This window comes from Geomicrobium sp. JCM 19037 (assembly GCF_000698105.1).
Classification (GTDB): domain Bacteria; phylum Bacillota; class Bacilli; order Bacillales; family Marinococcaceae; genus Geomicrobium_A.
Map to the genome: position 1 here is coordinate 89,883 of NZ_BAWZ01000002.1, position 14,836 is coordinate 104,718.

Genomic DNA, 14,836 nt, shown 5'->3' on the forward strand with positions numbered 1-14,836 from the left:
CCGTGATGGACCTCTCTTTTATCGTTTCGTCGCCCGCACAATGAGCATCATTGGCCGGCGCATCTCGTCTTCCATTCCTGATGAAGCAGGGGGCATCGGCTCGACGAGGCGATCTAACCGAAATCCATTCGTGAGCAGTGTATCTACGTACGTTGTGAGTGTCCGGTGATACTTCTTGACCGTTTCGCCTAGGAAAGTGGTGTCTCGTTCCCCCTCATAGAAATAGCGGTCAACGGGAAAGTGTTGAATGTTCCCTTTTTCATCGGTGTGCCACTGTTGACTACCCGCCGCAGTGAAAACAGGGTGCTCAACGGAAAACACGAATTGTCCTCCAGTTTCGAGCATGCGATGTACGTTTTTTGCGACTCGATCAAACGATTCAACATAATGAAAGGCGAGAGAACTAATCACAACATCAAAGCTCTCATCGTCAAACCGAACGTCTTCAATCGCAGTCTGTACGTACGACACATTGTCCATCCCCGCCGTTTTTTCTTTGGCGACCCCGATCATTTTCTCTGACACATCGATGCCAACGACTTGTTTTGCTCCTTGTTCTACCGCGTATACACAGTGCCAACCGTAGCCACAACCTAAATCAAGCACACGGTTATGATGAAAGTCAGGTAACAATTGTTGCAGCGTTGACCACTCTCCGGCGCCTGAGAGTCCATACTTCGAGCGGTCCATCTGTTCGTATTTCTCAAAAAAAGCTTGTTCGTCATAAGGGTTATGTTTGATAGTATCAGCCTCTTTCATACGTCTAGTATACTATAGATTTTGGAGGTGTTTCGAATGAGGGTTGCTTTTTTTGATCGCGACGGAACGATCATTGAAGATGTTCCCGATAAGGAGTGGGGGCGGGTTGAATCGCCAGTGTGGATCCGGGGTGCGATGGATACGCTCGAGGCGGTGCGCGGGAAAGGGTTTGAGATCATCATCGTCACGAATCAATATATCATTAACGAGGGGTACATTACTGCCGAGCAATACGAGCATATGAATCGTCAAGTGTTGGCCGCTCTTAGAGAACGTGGCATTCCGATTTTGGACGTGTTTCATTGTCCTCACGCCCGAGACGCGGGATGTTGTTGCATCAAGCCGAACACGGGAATGATCGAGCAAGCGACCGAGCGGTATCCGCCTATCGAGTTAGCCGAATCTTTTATGATCGGGGATTCAGATGTCGACGTTCAACTAGCAACAAACGTAGGCATTCGAGGATTCGGCATTAGGGTGCAGTCAGACGACCCAGCGGTCACCACGCTCGAGCGGGTGGCGGATTTATTGAAGTATATATAGCGAGTTGATGATGAGTATCCTTTTTTAGATGGGAATGGGGCGCTCGCCGGAACGGGGAGGCAAGGAGCGTAGGATTCTGTTCCAGTAAGGTGCGGGAGTCCAGCCGGACACAAAAGCAAGGGGAAGAGGAATTTGTGTCCGTGGCGGGGGTCTATCCGGACACAAAAGCAAGTGTAATAGGGATTTGTGTCCGGAGCGGGGGTCTGGCCGGACACAAAAGCAAGTGTAATAGGGATTTGTGTCCGTGGCGGGGTCTATCCGGACAAAGAAGCGAGTGTAATAGGGATTTGTGTCCGTCGAGGGATCTATCCGGACACAAAAGCAAGGAAAGAGGAAATTGTGTCCGGAGCGACCACCTATCCTCCCTGTCAACAAACAACCCCCCCTCCTCTGACCAAAGGTCTTAATCATCGTCAGACGGATGTCTGATGCAAAAGTCAGTCAGTTCATCGATGTACCTTTGTTTAATGTTTGCGATGCTTTAGGTGTATATTTTTAAAGGAGGCAGATCAATGAATTTAGGTCATGCGCTAATCTTCGGAGGAACGGGAATGCTAGCTGGCGCAACGAAATGGGTCGCGGAGCACGCAACACATGCCACCGCATTTGGGAGGAATGAACAACGGTTGCACAGGTTGGAACAGACGAGCGCGGCACTGGGTACTCGACAACTTGACTATACTGATTCAGAACAGCTGGAACAGGAGGTTCAGAGGGCGTACGATAAGTTTGGACCGATTCATACGGTAGTCGCTTGGATTCATGGGACAGCGCCCGGGGCTCGTTCTCTTATTGTTGAACAGATTGACCGGATGCAAGCGGACGTCTGGCAGCTTGTGACGGTTCGTGGCAGTAGCCATGATGTTCAGCAGATTAAGAAAGAGCAGAACATCGTTTCTGAACAATGTCGCTTCATTGACATTCAATTAGGCTTTATATATGATGGTCGTGTTTCCAGGTGGCTCACACACGATGAGATTTCTGCAGGGGTCATTCGAGGAATAAAAGATCAACAAGCTGTATCGGTCGTCGGTACGTTAGAACCTTGGGACGAGCGACCTTAACTAGCCAATTAGATGAGAGGATAGTCAATAGATGACACAAAAATTAATACGAGGCTTGCAACTACCCACTCCATTCGAAAAATCAGAGAAGATGTTTTGGCAAGATCCGCACATTGCTCCGTTTTTACTGGAAGCTCATTTGGAGCCAAGCCATGACGGGGCGAGTCGCTCGTTTGCGTTTATAGACGAATCCGTCGAGTTTATTACCGGAAAATTGGTGAATAATGATTCAGCAAAAATCATCGACTACGGCTCAGGGCCAGGTCTTTATTGTGAGCGACTAGCGAAAAAAGGGTTACGCGTAACGGGCGTCGACTTCTCATTAAATTCCATTAACTACGCGCGGGGGCAAGCGGAAAATCAACAGTTGCCCATCGAGTATCGGTTTGAGAATTACTTGGAGACCGACGAGGTTGACCGATATGACGTTGCGCTTTTAATTTATTGTGACTTAGGCGCTCTCAGCCAACCGGACCGGCAAACGTTGCTCACAAATATTCGCAAAAGCTTAAAGCCGGGCGGTCGTCTCTTGTTGGATGTTTTTACAGAACATCAGTATCACGCGTTTGCGGAAACACGTACTTGGAGGACTCATGAGAACGGAGCTTTTGGTCGCCAGAACCGTATGTGGAGCTCGTACAAAATGTGAAATACAGTGCAAGAATTACGCTGGAACAAACAACGGTTATTACGGATGATGATGTAGAGACGTACAACATTTGGCACCAATATTTCACTGAAGAACAGTTGGTTCAAGAGTTGGAAGAGGCAGGCTTTTCCATTGAGCATTGTTATGAAGATGTGAAGGGTCGTGAACAGTCACTTAATAGCAAGACGATCGCTGTCATTGCGAGGCGCGAACTTGAGTAGGTGCCTTATAACCTACTTTATGTAAGTGGTCAGAATTATAAGTATTATTTTCGGTGTGTTAGGGAAAAGAAAGCAGTAGAAACATCAACTTTAATGATGAAGGAGAGATTACGGTGAAAGGTTTTCAGCTTCTCCCTATTTTCGCATTTCCGTTTTTGATCGGCAGTGACATGGCGGACGAGCCTGCTGTCGGTGGTCACTATATGAGCGATATTCATTGGGCGTCGAGGCAGAAGAAGTTGCGCTTTCAAGTAACCGCTTTACGTTAGGGCCAGAGTTTGTCATGCCGTTCTCGATTGAAGCAACAAACGAAGTGATGGTCGGGCTATACAACCACGATACCAAGTCGATCGTTTGGCAGTATGGTGAATCCTCCCATATCGATGGCCATCTTGTCACGGAAGAAACAGCGCTGTATAGCGTTGTCATCGGTAACCCTACTGATGAACGGATTGAGGTGACGGGTGAATATGAAGTATAAACGGTTGTACACATGGCTTCCTCTATCGCTTCTTTTTGCTGTTTGTGCTGTCGGGTGTTCAGACAGCGATGAACAAACCGAGGAAGTGATAGAATCTGAAGTCACGCCTGTATCAGAAAGTTTTTCAATTCATGACATTGACGCCAACTTCTCAGAAGGTTATCCAAATGGCAATCCATTGCCTGAGAACCCTTCGACTTTTCCGTTTCTTGATGAAGGGGTAAAACATGATGATACGAACTAATTGTGTTTAGGTGATCCCTCCGAATTTCTGCTACAATGACAGAGGTAGAATAAAGGAGTGAGGGTCTTTGAAGAAAGGATTTTTGATCGGTCTAGCAGCCGTATTCCTCATCGGTTGTGCTACCGATGAACAAGAGCAGCAGTCCGGTGAAGATACGGATGTGTCTGAAGACGACATGCTCGAAGCGACGATTCTTCTTACAGAAGATGGCGGTGAGGTCATCGAGGAAGAAGAGGTCATGTTTACGGAAGGCAATTCGCTAATGAGCATTATGGACGAGAATTTCGATCTCGTGACGGACGCTGACGGTGCTTTTATTGAAGGCATTAACGGGTACGACTCAAACGAAACAGACGGTTACTTTTGGACGTACACAATCAATGATGAAGAAGTTTTCGAAGGTGCCGAAGACGTTGAATTAGAAGATGGCGATGATGTGTACTTCGATTTTTCCGAGTGGTAAGCAAGATTATAGTCAGTCCATTTGATGGACTGTTTTTCATCTGAAAAGTTTGTTTATTTTGAATATATAAAGGTTATAGAGTCGTATACGACAAAAACTAAGTGGGGGTCTTATGAAAGGAATTATCGTCGGCTCAACGCTCGTATTGGCTAGTGTTGTATTATACGGCTTTGTGTTGAATGCGGCATCCGTCTCACAAACGGTGGCAAGTGGTATGTTCGGACGGGAACTCATTTATTATCAACTATGGATTGTGTACTCGGTGGAAGTGATTGTTTCGATTGTGCTGTTCGCAATCGGTCTCATTGCTGCCGGGTGGGGGTTGTTTTCTAAACAAGGAAGATAGTGAAAACACAAAAAAGCTTTTCATCCAAGTTAGGAAAAAGGTAACATGTATGTAGATAATTTTTAAAATAAAGGGTGATGAGATGTTTAGTGCCAAATTTGAATCGCAAGATGGGTATGACAAAGGAATCGGGGAGCTTGTGTATATGCTTCAACATACGCGAATGATGACGGAGTTTGAAGTAGCTGAGCTGACGGAGAAACAGTTGGACTACTTGCTCGATCCGACGAGTAATTCAATTGGCATGTTGCTGCAACATATCGCTTCGATTGAGTCTTGCATCAAGTGATGTCATTTGAAGAGCGGATGATGAACGAAGAGGAAGAGAAAGAGTGGATGGCAGCGATGCAGCTCGGCGAGCGTGGTCGAGAAGAAATTAAGAACGACACTGTGAGCAATTATTTGCAAAAATTAAAACACGTTCGAGAAGAAACTTGCAATTTCCTAAAACAACAAGAGGATGAGTGGTTATACAAAGAACGACAGTTTCCAGATGGTACGCCGTACAATAACTATTTCCTATGGTTTCATGTTCTAGAAGATGAGATTAGCCACCGTGGGCAAATCAAATTGATAAAACGACATCTAGAAGCCAATGCCTAAACGATGGTTGGCGTGTGAGGATTGTTATTTTTGTTAGTGTTGGAGTAAGTATTTTCATAAGTATTCTGTTTGTAAGTTTCATTTATCACCAAGTGCAGTTGGTTCGAGAAGAAGCATGGATTCAGCCAATGGGAGAGATGGTGGATCGTCACGGTAGCGCCATGCACGTGTACACAGAGGGAGCGGGGGAGCATACGCTCGTATTTATGGCAGGGGGAGGCACAAGTGCGCCAGTGTTTGACTTTTTGCCATTGTATAAAGAGCTTGCCGACCGGCATACGGTTGTCGTTATTGAAAAGGCAGGGTACGGATTTAGTGAAGTGACCGACCAGTCCCGAGACATTGACACGATACTAGCTGAGACGAGAGAAGCGCTGCGACAAGCGGGTGTCGATGGGCCATACGTGTTAGTGCCACATTCTATGTCAGGCATCGAAGCGATCTATTGGACAGAGCAATATCCAGAAGAAGTGACCGCACTGATTGGCTTGGATATGGCGACCCCTGAAGCCTACGAGAACATGGCGATTCCGATGCCCCTTGTCCACGCCGGCAGTGTGGCTGCCAATCTCGGATTAACGAGATGGATACCAAGTCTTGTATCCTACGAAGTGCTGGACTATGGAACGTTTACAGAGCATGAAGAAAAGGTGTACCGAGCGCTCCAACATCGCCGTACATCAACGACGAACATGGTCAATGAAGTGGGATTTATAAAGGAAAATGCACAAGTTGTTGCATCAGGCCAAAACCGGTCTGTCCCTACACTTCAATTCGTCTCCAACGGCGAGGGGACTGGATGGGACGAGGCGACGTGGCTCGAATTTCAACAGACGTTCCAGCAAAATTAACACGATGCGACACTCGTACACATCGACGCCGCTCACAATCTTCATTATACGAACTCGAAGCAAATTGCCGAGGAAGTCGATGTATTTTTGGATTCTGTCAGATGAGTCACGAATTTCGGGTATAAGAACATGTAGCGTGCGATCAGACTAGGGTTTAGTTTTACTAGTCTATTCTTATAATGAATGTTTCGTAAAATTTTAAAAGTGGTACATAAGGAGTAGTAGCGATGCCCGCCTTTTTCGCAACAGTATTTTCCGGCTTGATTATTATCATTACAGTCAGAGCGGTTGCGATCGTGCTCAACATTGCCAAGTCAAAAGGTGAAGTGTCACGTTCCAATTGGAGATTGGGAATAGTATGTGTAGTATCTGTAGGGGTTGCCATATTCGTACTACTGCCTTTTGTTTATGACCGTTTGTTTTCTTATTTTTCTTAATTGGAGGTGGATGGGTTGTCTTTTAAAGAACGAATGCGACATGCCCGGTACACACGGTTGCTGGTTGCGATGTTCGTGTTGCCTGTAATCGTCGTGTTGTCGTTTCTCGACGTCGTACCATTATCAACAGGGGCTACATGGATGTTGCTGCTAGCATTTGTTGTCGGACTGATCGTATTTTTCACGAGGTTCAAAGGCACAGCAAAAGAGGGCTGAATGGAAAAAAGAATGAGGACGGTGCGGCAACCGTCCTTGTTTCATTTGTACGGACCGAATATTGGGGTGTGAAGAGAATCTCACCATAGATGATTCTATGGTGAGATATTAACCTAGTACGCAGTCAAATCTCGGAAAAATCATCCCATAGCGGATAACAACGCTTAGATCAATACCGTTCGTTCGTGTTGTTCATGGCAACTATAAAAGGACGAGGCAGGGCGTGAAAGAAATACGAAAACCGCCTTAAAAACGGATGTATGTGACGATGGGCCAAGCGAAAGTCATCATTCTTAACCTCGATTGCCACATAAGCTTCGCGAACTGTCACTAAATGAAGTATATGAGACGTTTGCTGCCCTATAGTGCCCCCGTTTGTAGGTTGGATTGTCACAAAGCATACCCTTTCAATTATGCTCGGCACTGAAGGTGCGACGGGCAACTCAACGTGGTTATATAATTATAAAAAAACGGATGTCCTTTTCGGGACATCCGTTTTTGCTCGCTTGATTATTCATCTTCGTCTTCGATGTCTTCTTCAATGTCTTCGATTTCTGCTTCTAAGTGCTCGTCTTGATCGCGATCTTCAATTTCGACGTCGTCACCGATCACGTCTTCGAGTTGGAAGAAGGCTTCATCGTAGTCAATGTCTAGTTCGTATTCTAACACTTCAAAGGTGATGCGGAACGGATTTTCGGCGTGTTCGTTTTCGAGACGGATGACTTCAAATGTATCTTGATCGATCCAGTAGTGTCGAACTTCTTCTTCGTCACTGAATGTTAAATGATACGTCATGTAGTCGTTGATTTCTTCTTCGCCTTCTAAAGCGACTTCATAATCTTCCATCATCTGTTCAAATTGGTTTTCGCGGACATTGACGTCTGCGGGGTCACCCTCCACATCTACTTGTTCAACCCGGTAGGCAACGTCTTCCTCTTCGGTATAGGTGAGCGTATATTCACTGTCACCTGCGGTATACTCCGTCGGTTCCCCGTCAATCATGCGCTCCATACGGTTGCTCACTGAACCGTCTTCGTGGTGGTAAATGTATTCAATCAGCTCTTCTTCTTGGGCGACGCCGGTTTCCTCTTCAGGTACATCGGCCTCGGTATCACCATCAACGCCTGTCGTCATAACCGAATGCGAGTAAATGCTTTGGAAATCGTCTTCGGCAGCAATCGCGGCATCAATGATTTCTTCGACAGTCATTTCCCCGTCGTCATCGGCTTCTGCCACGTCGTCTTCTTCATCCGATTGTCCGGTCGTTTCTTCATCGGTTTCGTTGTCGGTTTCTTCAGATGTGTCGGCGTCGCCGTTGCACGCGATCAGCAAGAGGCTTAAGCTAGTAACGCCAAGTAGTGAATAAAACTTCTTCATAGATCAATCTCCTCTTTCTCTCTATAGCTACAAGTCTCATACCCGGAATTTTGCCATTTGTAACGTTTTTGTGAAAAAGTGATCCGTTTGCGTGTGTGTTGCGTTTAATATGTAGCATCTTTATTTGGCATTTCTCCAACAATCCATGTACAATCAGCAGAGAGTCAATATTCCGATTTTTACTCCCTAAATCGAGATCAGATCGAAAAGGAGATACCGATGCCCAAAAAAGATGTAGATGTGTATGTCAGGCTAAGGCAGGGCGATAAAGATGCTTTGGAATTGATGTATGATCGCTACGGCAAACTTCTTTATTCCTTTAGTTACAAGATGACCGAAGACCAGCAATTCTCGGAAGAAATTGTTCAAGAAGTATTTATAAAGATCTGGACGCAGAAAAGTTCATATGATGAGACGAAAGGTAAATTTTCGAGTTGGCTGTTGACGATTACCCGGAATACGGTAATTGACCATCTTCGTAAAAAGCGGGAAACAGCATCGGAGATTGCCACGAAAGAAATGGCGGAAGATCCTGATCCGAGTGTTGAGGACCAAGTCGAGTGGAATGAGAAGCGAGGCGTTGTCCGAGAAGCGATCGAGCAACTGAAGCCAGAGCAGCAAAACGTTATCGTTTTATTTTATTACCGAGGGTTGTCCCAACAAAAAATCGCCGATCAGTGTGATATCCCGTTAGGAACGGTAAAAGGCGTCTCAGGCTTGCCTTAAAGCATCTGAAAGAATCGATTGAGCAGATTGAACAGAAAGGAGGGGTTACTCATGAGTAAACGTTGTGATCATTTAATCGACTATATGAATGGGCATTTATCAGAAGAAGAGAAACAAGCGTTTGAAGTGCATCTAGAAACGTGTTCAGACTGCCAAGAAGAATTAAATGAACTCAAAGAGCTTACGAGTGATCTAGGATTTCTATCAGAACCTATTGATCCTCCTCCGTCAATGAAAGAGCGCGTGCTATCTGCGGCCTTTGAGGAAAAAGCACCAACGGAACCTGAAAAGGTGTCAGAACCAGTTGAATTCAAACCGAAGAAAAAGAATAGATGGATTATGCCAACGATGGCAGCGGCGTTGATGTTGTCACTCGTAGGGAATGCCTTTCTGTTTACAGAACTGGCTTCGTCTCCAGAAGAAGGGGAAGAAATTCCTTCTGTAAGTATAGACTCTCTCGTGCAACAACTGAGTTTACAGCCATCCGCAGAAGACATTCCGTTTGAAGCGAGAGCGTCTTTTGTTGACAAAGACCAGCACCAACAGTTGATCGTTGAAGCTGATCAACTGAGCCAGCCTGCAGATACAGAAGTGTATCAAGTGTGGCTACTCAAAGATGAAGAGCCGTATCGCGCGGGGACATTTACCCCAGGAGAAGACGGCAGCGGCATGTCCACTTTCGACATTGACCCAGAGATGGGCTTTGACACGATCGCAATTACGATCGAACCCGATGAAACGAGTGAGCAACCTGAAGGCGAAATCGTCTTGCTGCAAGAATTATAAAGTAGCTCCCGGTAGAGTGCGCAACACTCCGCCGGTTTTTTGTTTTTAGACGTTGCGAACTACATAAATGAACTTCCCCTTTTAGCTAAAATCTAAAACAATAAAAATCTTTTTTTCCAAAAAGTGATCCATTTGAGCATTCTGTGCGTTAGCTTAGCAAACCAAAACATACAGAGGAGTGCTTGATTATGAATTTGAAAAAGGTATTAATTCCAGCATTAAGTGTCTCATTGCTTACACCAACGTTTATGCAGACGGTTCATGCGGAAGAAAATATGTCTGGAGTAATGACACCCGCAGTAGAACTTAGAGGAACATTGGATCATCTCTTATCGGAACACTTTGCACTCGCAGTACTATCAATGCAAAAGCAATACGATGGGGATGAAAGTGCCGAAGCAGCACAAGCGGCGCTTGAACAAAACGCAGCCGATATGAAACCGGCAATCGCTACACTTTACGGTGATGAGGGCGCGGAAGAGTTTGACCGCATCTTCTCTGCACATAATGATTACACTGTAGACTATGTGCAAGCAGTGAAAGATGAAGACATGGCAGCCCAAGAAGAAGCATCGGCGATGCTGGATGCGTTTTATGTAGAGTTCGGTGAATTCCTTGAAGGAGCAACAGAAGGCGAATTACCAAGTGACGCAGCCATTGAAGTGTTAGACATTCATGAGCAACAAGTGGAAGATGCGTTTACTGCCTATGTAGAAGGTGATTATGAAACAGCATACATGACGTACCGTGAAGGCCTGTCGCATATGTTTGATATTAGTGCAGCTCTATCAGGCGCAATTGTCGAGCAAAACCCAGAGATGTTTGATGGAACGGTACCAAATACTGAAGCGGGCAACTTACGCTCTGATGCGAGCAATCTCGTCGCAGAACACTTTGCACTTGCCACGTTATCCATGTCTAAAGAATTTAAGGAACGCGAAGACTTGGACTTTGTAAGCTGGGCAGAAGATGAGAACACGGCTGACTTAAAAGCAACGATTGCTTCGGTTTATGGTGAAGAAGGCGGCGAGCAGTTTGAGCAAATTTGGCAAGGAAACCACATTCTTGCTCAAAGTGAATATGTCGTAGCAGCGAAAAACAATGATGATGCGGCAAAAGAAGAAGCGGAAAATAAATTGAGCATGTTTGCCGATGAATTTGGGATGTTTTTAGATACAGCAACGGAAGGTATCTTGCCAGCAGCGGATGCGACTGAGCTTGTGAATGTGCACGAGAGCCAAGTACTCGGGACATTTGATTACTATGCAGCAGGTGACTACACAAGTTCATTTGATACGTTCAGAGAAGGTTATGCATTTACGTTTGATATTGGTGCAGGCCTAGCGGATGCGATTGTTACGCAGCATCCTGATATGTTTGAAGGTGGCGAAATGGTTCCAGAAATGCCACAAACAGGTATGGGTGGCGCCACTGCGAATGGATCTCCCTTCAGTGGATGGCTTGGATCTTTGCTGGTGCAACGGCAGGTCTAGTTGGTTACTTTGGCGTACGCAGATACCGCACACGAGCATAACGAGATAGGAGAGTGAGAGCCGATGTGGAAAAGGCAGGTTATCTTTTTCATCATCAGTCCATTTGTCCTCATCGGCTGTAGCCTCACTGAGGATGCGGATGTGGGTAGTGTCGTGGAGGAAGAACGAGAGGAACAAGAAGAAGTGAGAGCTCAGGCGGAAGCATGGAGCTCCCGACGAAGATCAAACGATTGCTGAAGAGTTCGGTATTGATGAAGCGCGCATCGATCAAGCGTTTGAGGATACAAATCAAGCGCAGGAAACGTACCCGACGGGCTTGACGATCCCTGCGCTCGATATTGATGCGCCAGTCATTGAAGTCGGGCAATTAGAAAACGGGCAGATGGGTGTGCCCGATAACGGAGAAGATGTGGGCTGGTATGAGCCAGGCACACAGCCAGGTGGTGCAGGCAACGCGGTATTGGCCGGTCACGTTGATGACCGTACGGGACCGGCAGTGTTTTTCGACTTGGGGGACTTAGAACCTGGTGACCAAATATTCGTAACGGGAGAAGATGGGGAAGAACTTGAATTCATCGTTGATGGGATGGAGCGCTACCCATTTGATGACTCTCCTGTAGAAGAAATATTTGGACCTTCGGATGACAAACAGTTAAATCTGATTACATGTACAGGGGTATTCAACCAAGAAAACGGAACACATGAAGAACGACTTGTCGTCTACACATCGCTTGTCGAAGAAGAAGAGGAGCCGGTATTACCTGTTCCTACAGAACTGACGATTCAAGGCGATTTGTTGTCATGGCACTCTGTAAGAGATGAAGAGATTGTCGGTTACCGAATCTACGAAATCGATGCAGAAGGCGAAGAGACTCACGTAGGAAGCGTATCGCAGCTAGAGAGAAAATCATTTCTTGTTAACGATCAAGATACGGACTATACCGTAAAAGCCGTTGATCACTTTGGAAATGAATCTGACCCAGCTGAAGAAGAGGACGCTTAAGTGTTGGGGTGGATATGACGTGCGGGTGCTTACAGCACCCGCACGTTTTTTGGTGTGTGCCTTGGCTAAAGCATGGTAAGCGCAAACAGTATGATTCGTGCAGATGTCCCGGGCACGTTCGTGAGCCTAGACTCGAAGTTCTGAACGACGAAGATCGTTGCGAGTATGCGGGTCTTGGGGGGCGGGAGCCGATGTTGCTAGATGTAAAGGAGTGGTGGAACGGCCTGTTTGCGCGCATGCTGAGCGGTCTAATTATAAGCGAATACCAACTGTAACTGCGTGAAAACATCAAAAAATTTGTATGATGTTGGCACATGCGGGCAAGACGAACGACCGTTCTGCGCGCGAGTTACTCCCGTCTGCGCGCAAGTTTACGATTTTCACTGACTTTAGCGCCGATTTTGCCAAACTCCTGCGCAGTTTGTTCCAACTTGGGCGCAGATTCCAGGATGAAGTGCTCAACGACACGTCGACCTCGTCGGGGCCGAAGCGAAACCGAACTCGGTTCGGCGCGGCTCGCGCCGACAGGATACATTACCCAAAAACTTGACCGCTTTTTAATACCGCGCGGCTTTGCGCTATAATGATACTGTCCAACGGGCGCACATCTTGACCAGATGGTACAACAAAAGGGCGGTAGGATGATTATAGAGGGGTGAGTACAATGACGTGGGTCCAGTCGTTGCAAGTTGCGATTGATTATATGGAAGATCATTTGCTGGAAGAGATATCGGTGGAAAGTATTGCGAAAGAAGCAAACTTCTCTTCCTTTCATTTTCAGCGCGTGTTCTCGGTACTAACGGACATGTCTGTCGGTGAGTACCTCAGACGGCGGCGCTTAACGCTAGCTGCCCATGAGTTGACGAGGGAGAACACGAAAGTGATCGACATCGCCTACAAATATGGCTACGAAACCCCCGAAGCTTTCTCTAAAGCTTTTCGTAAGCATCACGGAATTTCGCCTACGAAAGCACGCGCGTACAAGGGAAAGTTAACATCCTATAACCGCCTGGTCATCCAGGTGAGCCTGAAAGGGGCAGAACCAATGAATGTGAAGATGGTTGAGAAGGAAGCATTTGATGTGGTCGGCGTGAACGAGACGTTTTCATTAGAGAATGGAGAGAACTTCAAGGAGATTCCGAAAAGATGGGATCGGTTAATTAGCGAAGGTACGACCGATCAGCTGTTTGCGCTGAACGACGGGCCGATAGCCGGTTTACTCGGTTTATGCGTAGGGAAGAATGAAAAATCGGTCGAGTATTGGATTGGCACGGCGAGTGGTGGTGCTCGTTCTGACAGCTTTAATCACATCCAGATTCCAGCATCAACATGGGCGGTCTTTGAAGTGCATGGCCCGATGCCTGGCGGGATGCAAGCGGTATGGAAAAAGATCTATTCCGAGTGGCTGCCATCCAGCGGTTATGAGCACACCGGTACCCCTGAGCTAGAAGTATATTCAAAAGATGATCCTATCGTGAAGATTTATATTCCGAAATTTGGGTTCCGGTAAAATAAGTAAGGGCAGCATCTGTGCGTCCACACAGATGCTGCTTTTTTGTAAAGGGATTTGCAATGATGTGTCGAATTGTATGGCTTGGGAAGTTTCACAGATTGGAGGAGGGAACATGTTGACACGAGGAATGCTTCATCATATTGAATTGTACGTCTCTGATTTACATACAGCGTCACAGTTTTGGGGGTGGTTTCTCGAAGGGCTCGGCTATAAACCATTTCAGCAATGGGCGGAAGGGGCAAGTTGGAAGTTGGGGGACACGTACATCGTGTTTGTGCAAACCGAAGACAAATACTTGGATGTTCCGTATCACCGTAAACGGACGGGATTGAATCATTTAGCTTTCCACGCGGATTCTCGCCGGCATGTAGATGAGATGACTGAGGAGTTAAAAGCTCGGGGGTTTAACGTTTTGTATGAGGACAAGCATCCGTACGCGGGAGGTCCCGATTATTATGCGGTTTACTTTGAAGGGCCTGATCGCATGAAAGTGGAACTCGTTGCACCGTAAAGAATGGAGAGAAGCCGATGAATGAGAAGTTTGAACAGTTTACAATCATTTGCAAGGCGTTAAATGAGCAGGGGATTACCCCGCTACTCATGGGCAGTGTTGGCTTGGAAGTGCTCACCGAGCGGAGTTGGCAGGCACGAGATTTGGATATTCATGTGCCTGGAGATGCCAGAGGGTGGGAAGTTCCAGCAGAGAAATCCATTGATGAGTGGTCAGAGATTATGAAACAGATGGAAGGGCTCGGCTATCGACTCGTCGACTTGCATGAACATCAATTTCTAAAAGACGGAGAAGAAGTTGAATTTGGGATTATTGATACGCTTCCTGCGTTTGCGGGGATTCCTATCGAACAGTTGAAGCTACAAAAACGAGCCGGTGTGTGTTTCTATTTGCCAACAGCTGAACAATACTTACGCATCTATGAAGCTTCTTCCAAAGACAGTTACCGGTCAAATAAAAACAACAATAAAGATCAAGAGAAAATCACGTATTTACTAGAGTTGCAACAGAACAACCCCGGAAATAATTAGAGCGATCGATAAAACTTTTC

At 46.4% G+C, this 14,836-nt stretch carries 22 protein-coding genes and 1 pseudogene; 21 read left to right on the plus strand and 2 right to left on the minus strand.

The features are described from left to right. Positions 1–18 precede the first annotated feature (18 nt). A complete protein-coding gene (locus tag JCM19037_RS01615; protein ID WP_042397372.1) occupies positions 19–741 on the minus strand; it encodes a bifunctional 2-polyprenyl-6-hydroxyphenol methylase/3-demethylubiquinol 3-O-methyltransferase UbiG in 723 nt (240 codons plus the stop codon). A gap of 54 nt (positions 742–795) precedes the next feature. On the opposite strand from JCM19037_RS01615, the gene JCM19037_RS01620 reads away from it, so the two are divergent. The 13 genes and pseudogenes from JCM19037_RS01620 (at position 796) to JCM19037_RS01670 (ending at position 6,877) form a co-directional block, all read left to right on the plus strand. Continuing rightward, entirely contained in the window at positions 796–1,302 is a 507-nt protein-coding gene (locus JCM19037_RS01620) for an HAD-IIIA family hydrolase (RefSeq protein ID WP_042397169.1), read from the plus strand. Between the two features lie 512 nt (positions 1,303–1,814). Next, positions 1,815–2,366 carry a KR domain-containing protein gene (locus JCM19037_RS01625; RefSeq protein ID WP_042397170.1) on the plus strand — a complete coding sequence of 184 codons (552 nt, stop codon included), beginning with the start codon at positions 1,815–1,817 and terminating at the stop codon, positions 2,364–2,366. 31 nt (positions 2,367–2,397) lie between these two features. Continuing rightward, entirely contained in the window at positions 2,398–3,015 is a 618-nt protein-coding gene (locus tag JCM19037_RS01630; protein ID WP_238544484.1) for a class I SAM-dependent methyltransferase, read from the plus strand. Continuing rightward, positions 3,012–3,236 (plus strand): hypothetical protein, encoded by a 225-nt coding sequence (locus JCM19037_RS26425; RefSeq protein ID WP_238544485.1) that lies wholly within the window; start codon positions 3,012–3,014, stop codon positions 3,234–3,236. Before JCM19037_RS01630 ends, JCM19037_RS26425 begins: the two co-directional genes overlap by 4 nt. A gap of 113 nt (positions 3,237–3,349) precedes the next feature. Beyond that, positions 3,350–3,505 carry a hypothetical protein gene (locus JCM19037_RS25420; protein WP_193744626.1) on the plus strand — a complete coding sequence of 52 codons (156 nt, stop codon included), beginning with the start codon at positions 3,350–3,352 and terminating at the stop codon, positions 3,503–3,505. Further along, a complete protein-coding gene (locus tag JCM19037_RS01635; RefSeq protein WP_042397172.1) occupies positions 3,454–3,717 on the plus strand; it encodes a hypothetical protein in 264 nt (87 codons plus the stop codon). Before JCM19037_RS25420 ends, JCM19037_RS01635 begins: the two co-directional genes overlap by 52 nt. Continuing rightward, on the plus strand, positions 3,707–3,961 hold the full coding sequence (locus JCM19037_RS01640) for a hypothetical protein (protein ID WP_042397173.1): 255 nt from the start codon (positions 3,707–3,709) through the stop codon (positions 3,959–3,961). The genes JCM19037_RS01635 and JCM19037_RS01640 overlap by 11 nt, the downstream gene beginning before the upstream one ends. Before the next feature lie 67 nt (positions 3,962–4,028). Further along, the gene (locus JCM19037_RS01645) at positions 4,029–4,424 is read left to right on the plus strand and encodes a DUF4430 domain-containing protein (protein WP_052363429.1); all 396 of its coding nucleotides are present in this window, start codon (positions 4,029–4,031) and stop codon (positions 4,422–4,424) included. 112 nt (positions 4,425–4,536) lie between these two features. Beyond that, positions 4,537–4,770: a hypothetical protein gene (locus JCM19037_RS01650; RefSeq protein WP_042397174.1), complete on the plus strand. Its 234-nt coding sequence runs from the start codon at positions 4,537–4,539 to the stop codon at positions 4,768–4,770. Positions 4,771–4,852: 82 nt separating this feature from the next. Continuing rightward, positions 4,853–5,373 (plus strand): annotated as a pseudogene (locus JCM19037_RS01655) (DinB family protein). Between the two features lie 14 nt (positions 5,374–5,387). Continuing rightward, positions 5,388–6,224 (plus strand): alpha/beta fold hydrolase, encoded by an 837-nt coding sequence (locus JCM19037_RS01660; RefSeq protein ID WP_052363430.1) that lies wholly within the window; start codon positions 5,388–5,390, stop codon positions 6,222–6,224. Positions 6,225–6,451: 227 nt separating this feature from the next. Beyond that, on the plus strand, positions 6,452–6,661 hold the full coding sequence (locus JCM19037_RS01665) for a hypothetical protein (RefSeq protein ID WP_042397175.1): 210 nt from the start codon (positions 6,452–6,454) through the stop codon (positions 6,659–6,661). A 15-nt stretch (positions 6,662–6,676) separates the two neighbouring features. Further along, positions 6,677–6,877 carry a hypothetical protein gene (locus tag JCM19037_RS01670; RefSeq protein ID WP_042397176.1) on the plus strand — a complete coding sequence of 67 codons (201 nt, stop codon included), beginning with the start codon at positions 6,677–6,679 and terminating at the stop codon, positions 6,875–6,877. 510 nt (positions 6,878–7,387) lie between these two features. Here JCM19037_RS01670 and JCM19037_RS01675 read toward each other — a convergent pair. Beyond that, on the minus strand, positions 7,388–8,254 hold the full coding sequence (locus JCM19037_RS01675; RefSeq protein WP_042397178.1) for a hypothetical protein: 867 nt from the start codon (positions 8,252–8,254) through the stop codon (positions 7,388–7,390). A gap of 219 nt (positions 8,255–8,473) precedes the next feature. Between JCM19037_RS01675 and JCM19037_RS01680 the strand changes: the two genes are divergently transcribed. The 8 genes from JCM19037_RS01680 (at position 8,474) to JCM19037_RS01710 (ending at position 14,816) form a co-directional block, all read left to right on the plus strand. Further along, positions 8,474–8,980: an RNA polymerase sigma factor gene (locus tag JCM19037_RS01680; protein WP_238544486.1), complete on the plus strand. Its 507-nt coding sequence runs from the start codon at positions 8,474–8,476 to the stop codon at positions 8,978–8,980. A 51-nt stretch (positions 8,981–9,031) separates the two neighbouring features. Continuing rightward, on the plus strand, positions 9,032–9,766 hold the full coding sequence (locus JCM19037_RS01685) for an anti-sigma factor (protein ID WP_042397180.1): 735 nt from the start codon (positions 9,032–9,034) through the stop codon (positions 9,764–9,766). A 188-nt stretch (positions 9,767–9,954) separates the two neighbouring features. Next, positions 9,955–11,259 (plus strand): hypothetical protein, encoded by a 1,305-nt coding sequence (locus JCM19037_RS01690; RefSeq protein ID WP_042397183.1) that lies wholly within the window; start codon positions 9,955–9,957, stop codon positions 11,257–11,259. A gap of 63 nt (positions 11,260–11,322) precedes the next feature. After that, positions 11,323–11,496, plus strand: coding sequence for a hypothetical protein (locus JCM19037_RS25425; protein ID WP_193744289.1), 174 nt, complete (start codon positions 11,323–11,325; stop codon positions 11,494–11,496). A 79-nt stretch (positions 11,497–11,575) separates the two neighbouring features. Beyond that, the gene (locus tag JCM19037_RS01695) at positions 11,576–12,262 is read left to right on the plus strand and encodes a class F sortase (protein WP_052363431.1); all 687 of its coding nucleotides are present in this window, start codon (positions 11,576–11,578) and stop codon (positions 12,260–12,262) included. Between the two features lie 664 nt (positions 12,263–12,926). Then, positions 12,927–13,772 (plus strand): AraC family transcriptional regulator, encoded by an 846-nt coding sequence (locus JCM19037_RS01700; RefSeq protein WP_152548894.1) that lies wholly within the window; start codon positions 12,927–12,929, stop codon positions 13,770–13,772. 115 nt (positions 13,773–13,887) lie between these two features. Beyond that, positions 13,888–14,286, plus strand: a complete 399-nt coding sequence (locus JCM19037_RS01705) for a VOC family protein (RefSeq protein WP_373900200.1) — start codon at positions 13,888–13,890, stop codon at positions 14,284–14,286. A gap of 17 nt (positions 14,287–14,303) precedes the next feature. After that, positions 14,304–14,816, plus strand: coding sequence for a hypothetical protein (locus JCM19037_RS01710; protein ID WP_042397187.1), 513 nt, complete (start codon positions 14,304–14,306; stop codon positions 14,814–14,816). Positions 14,817–14,836 lie beyond the last annotated feature (20 nt).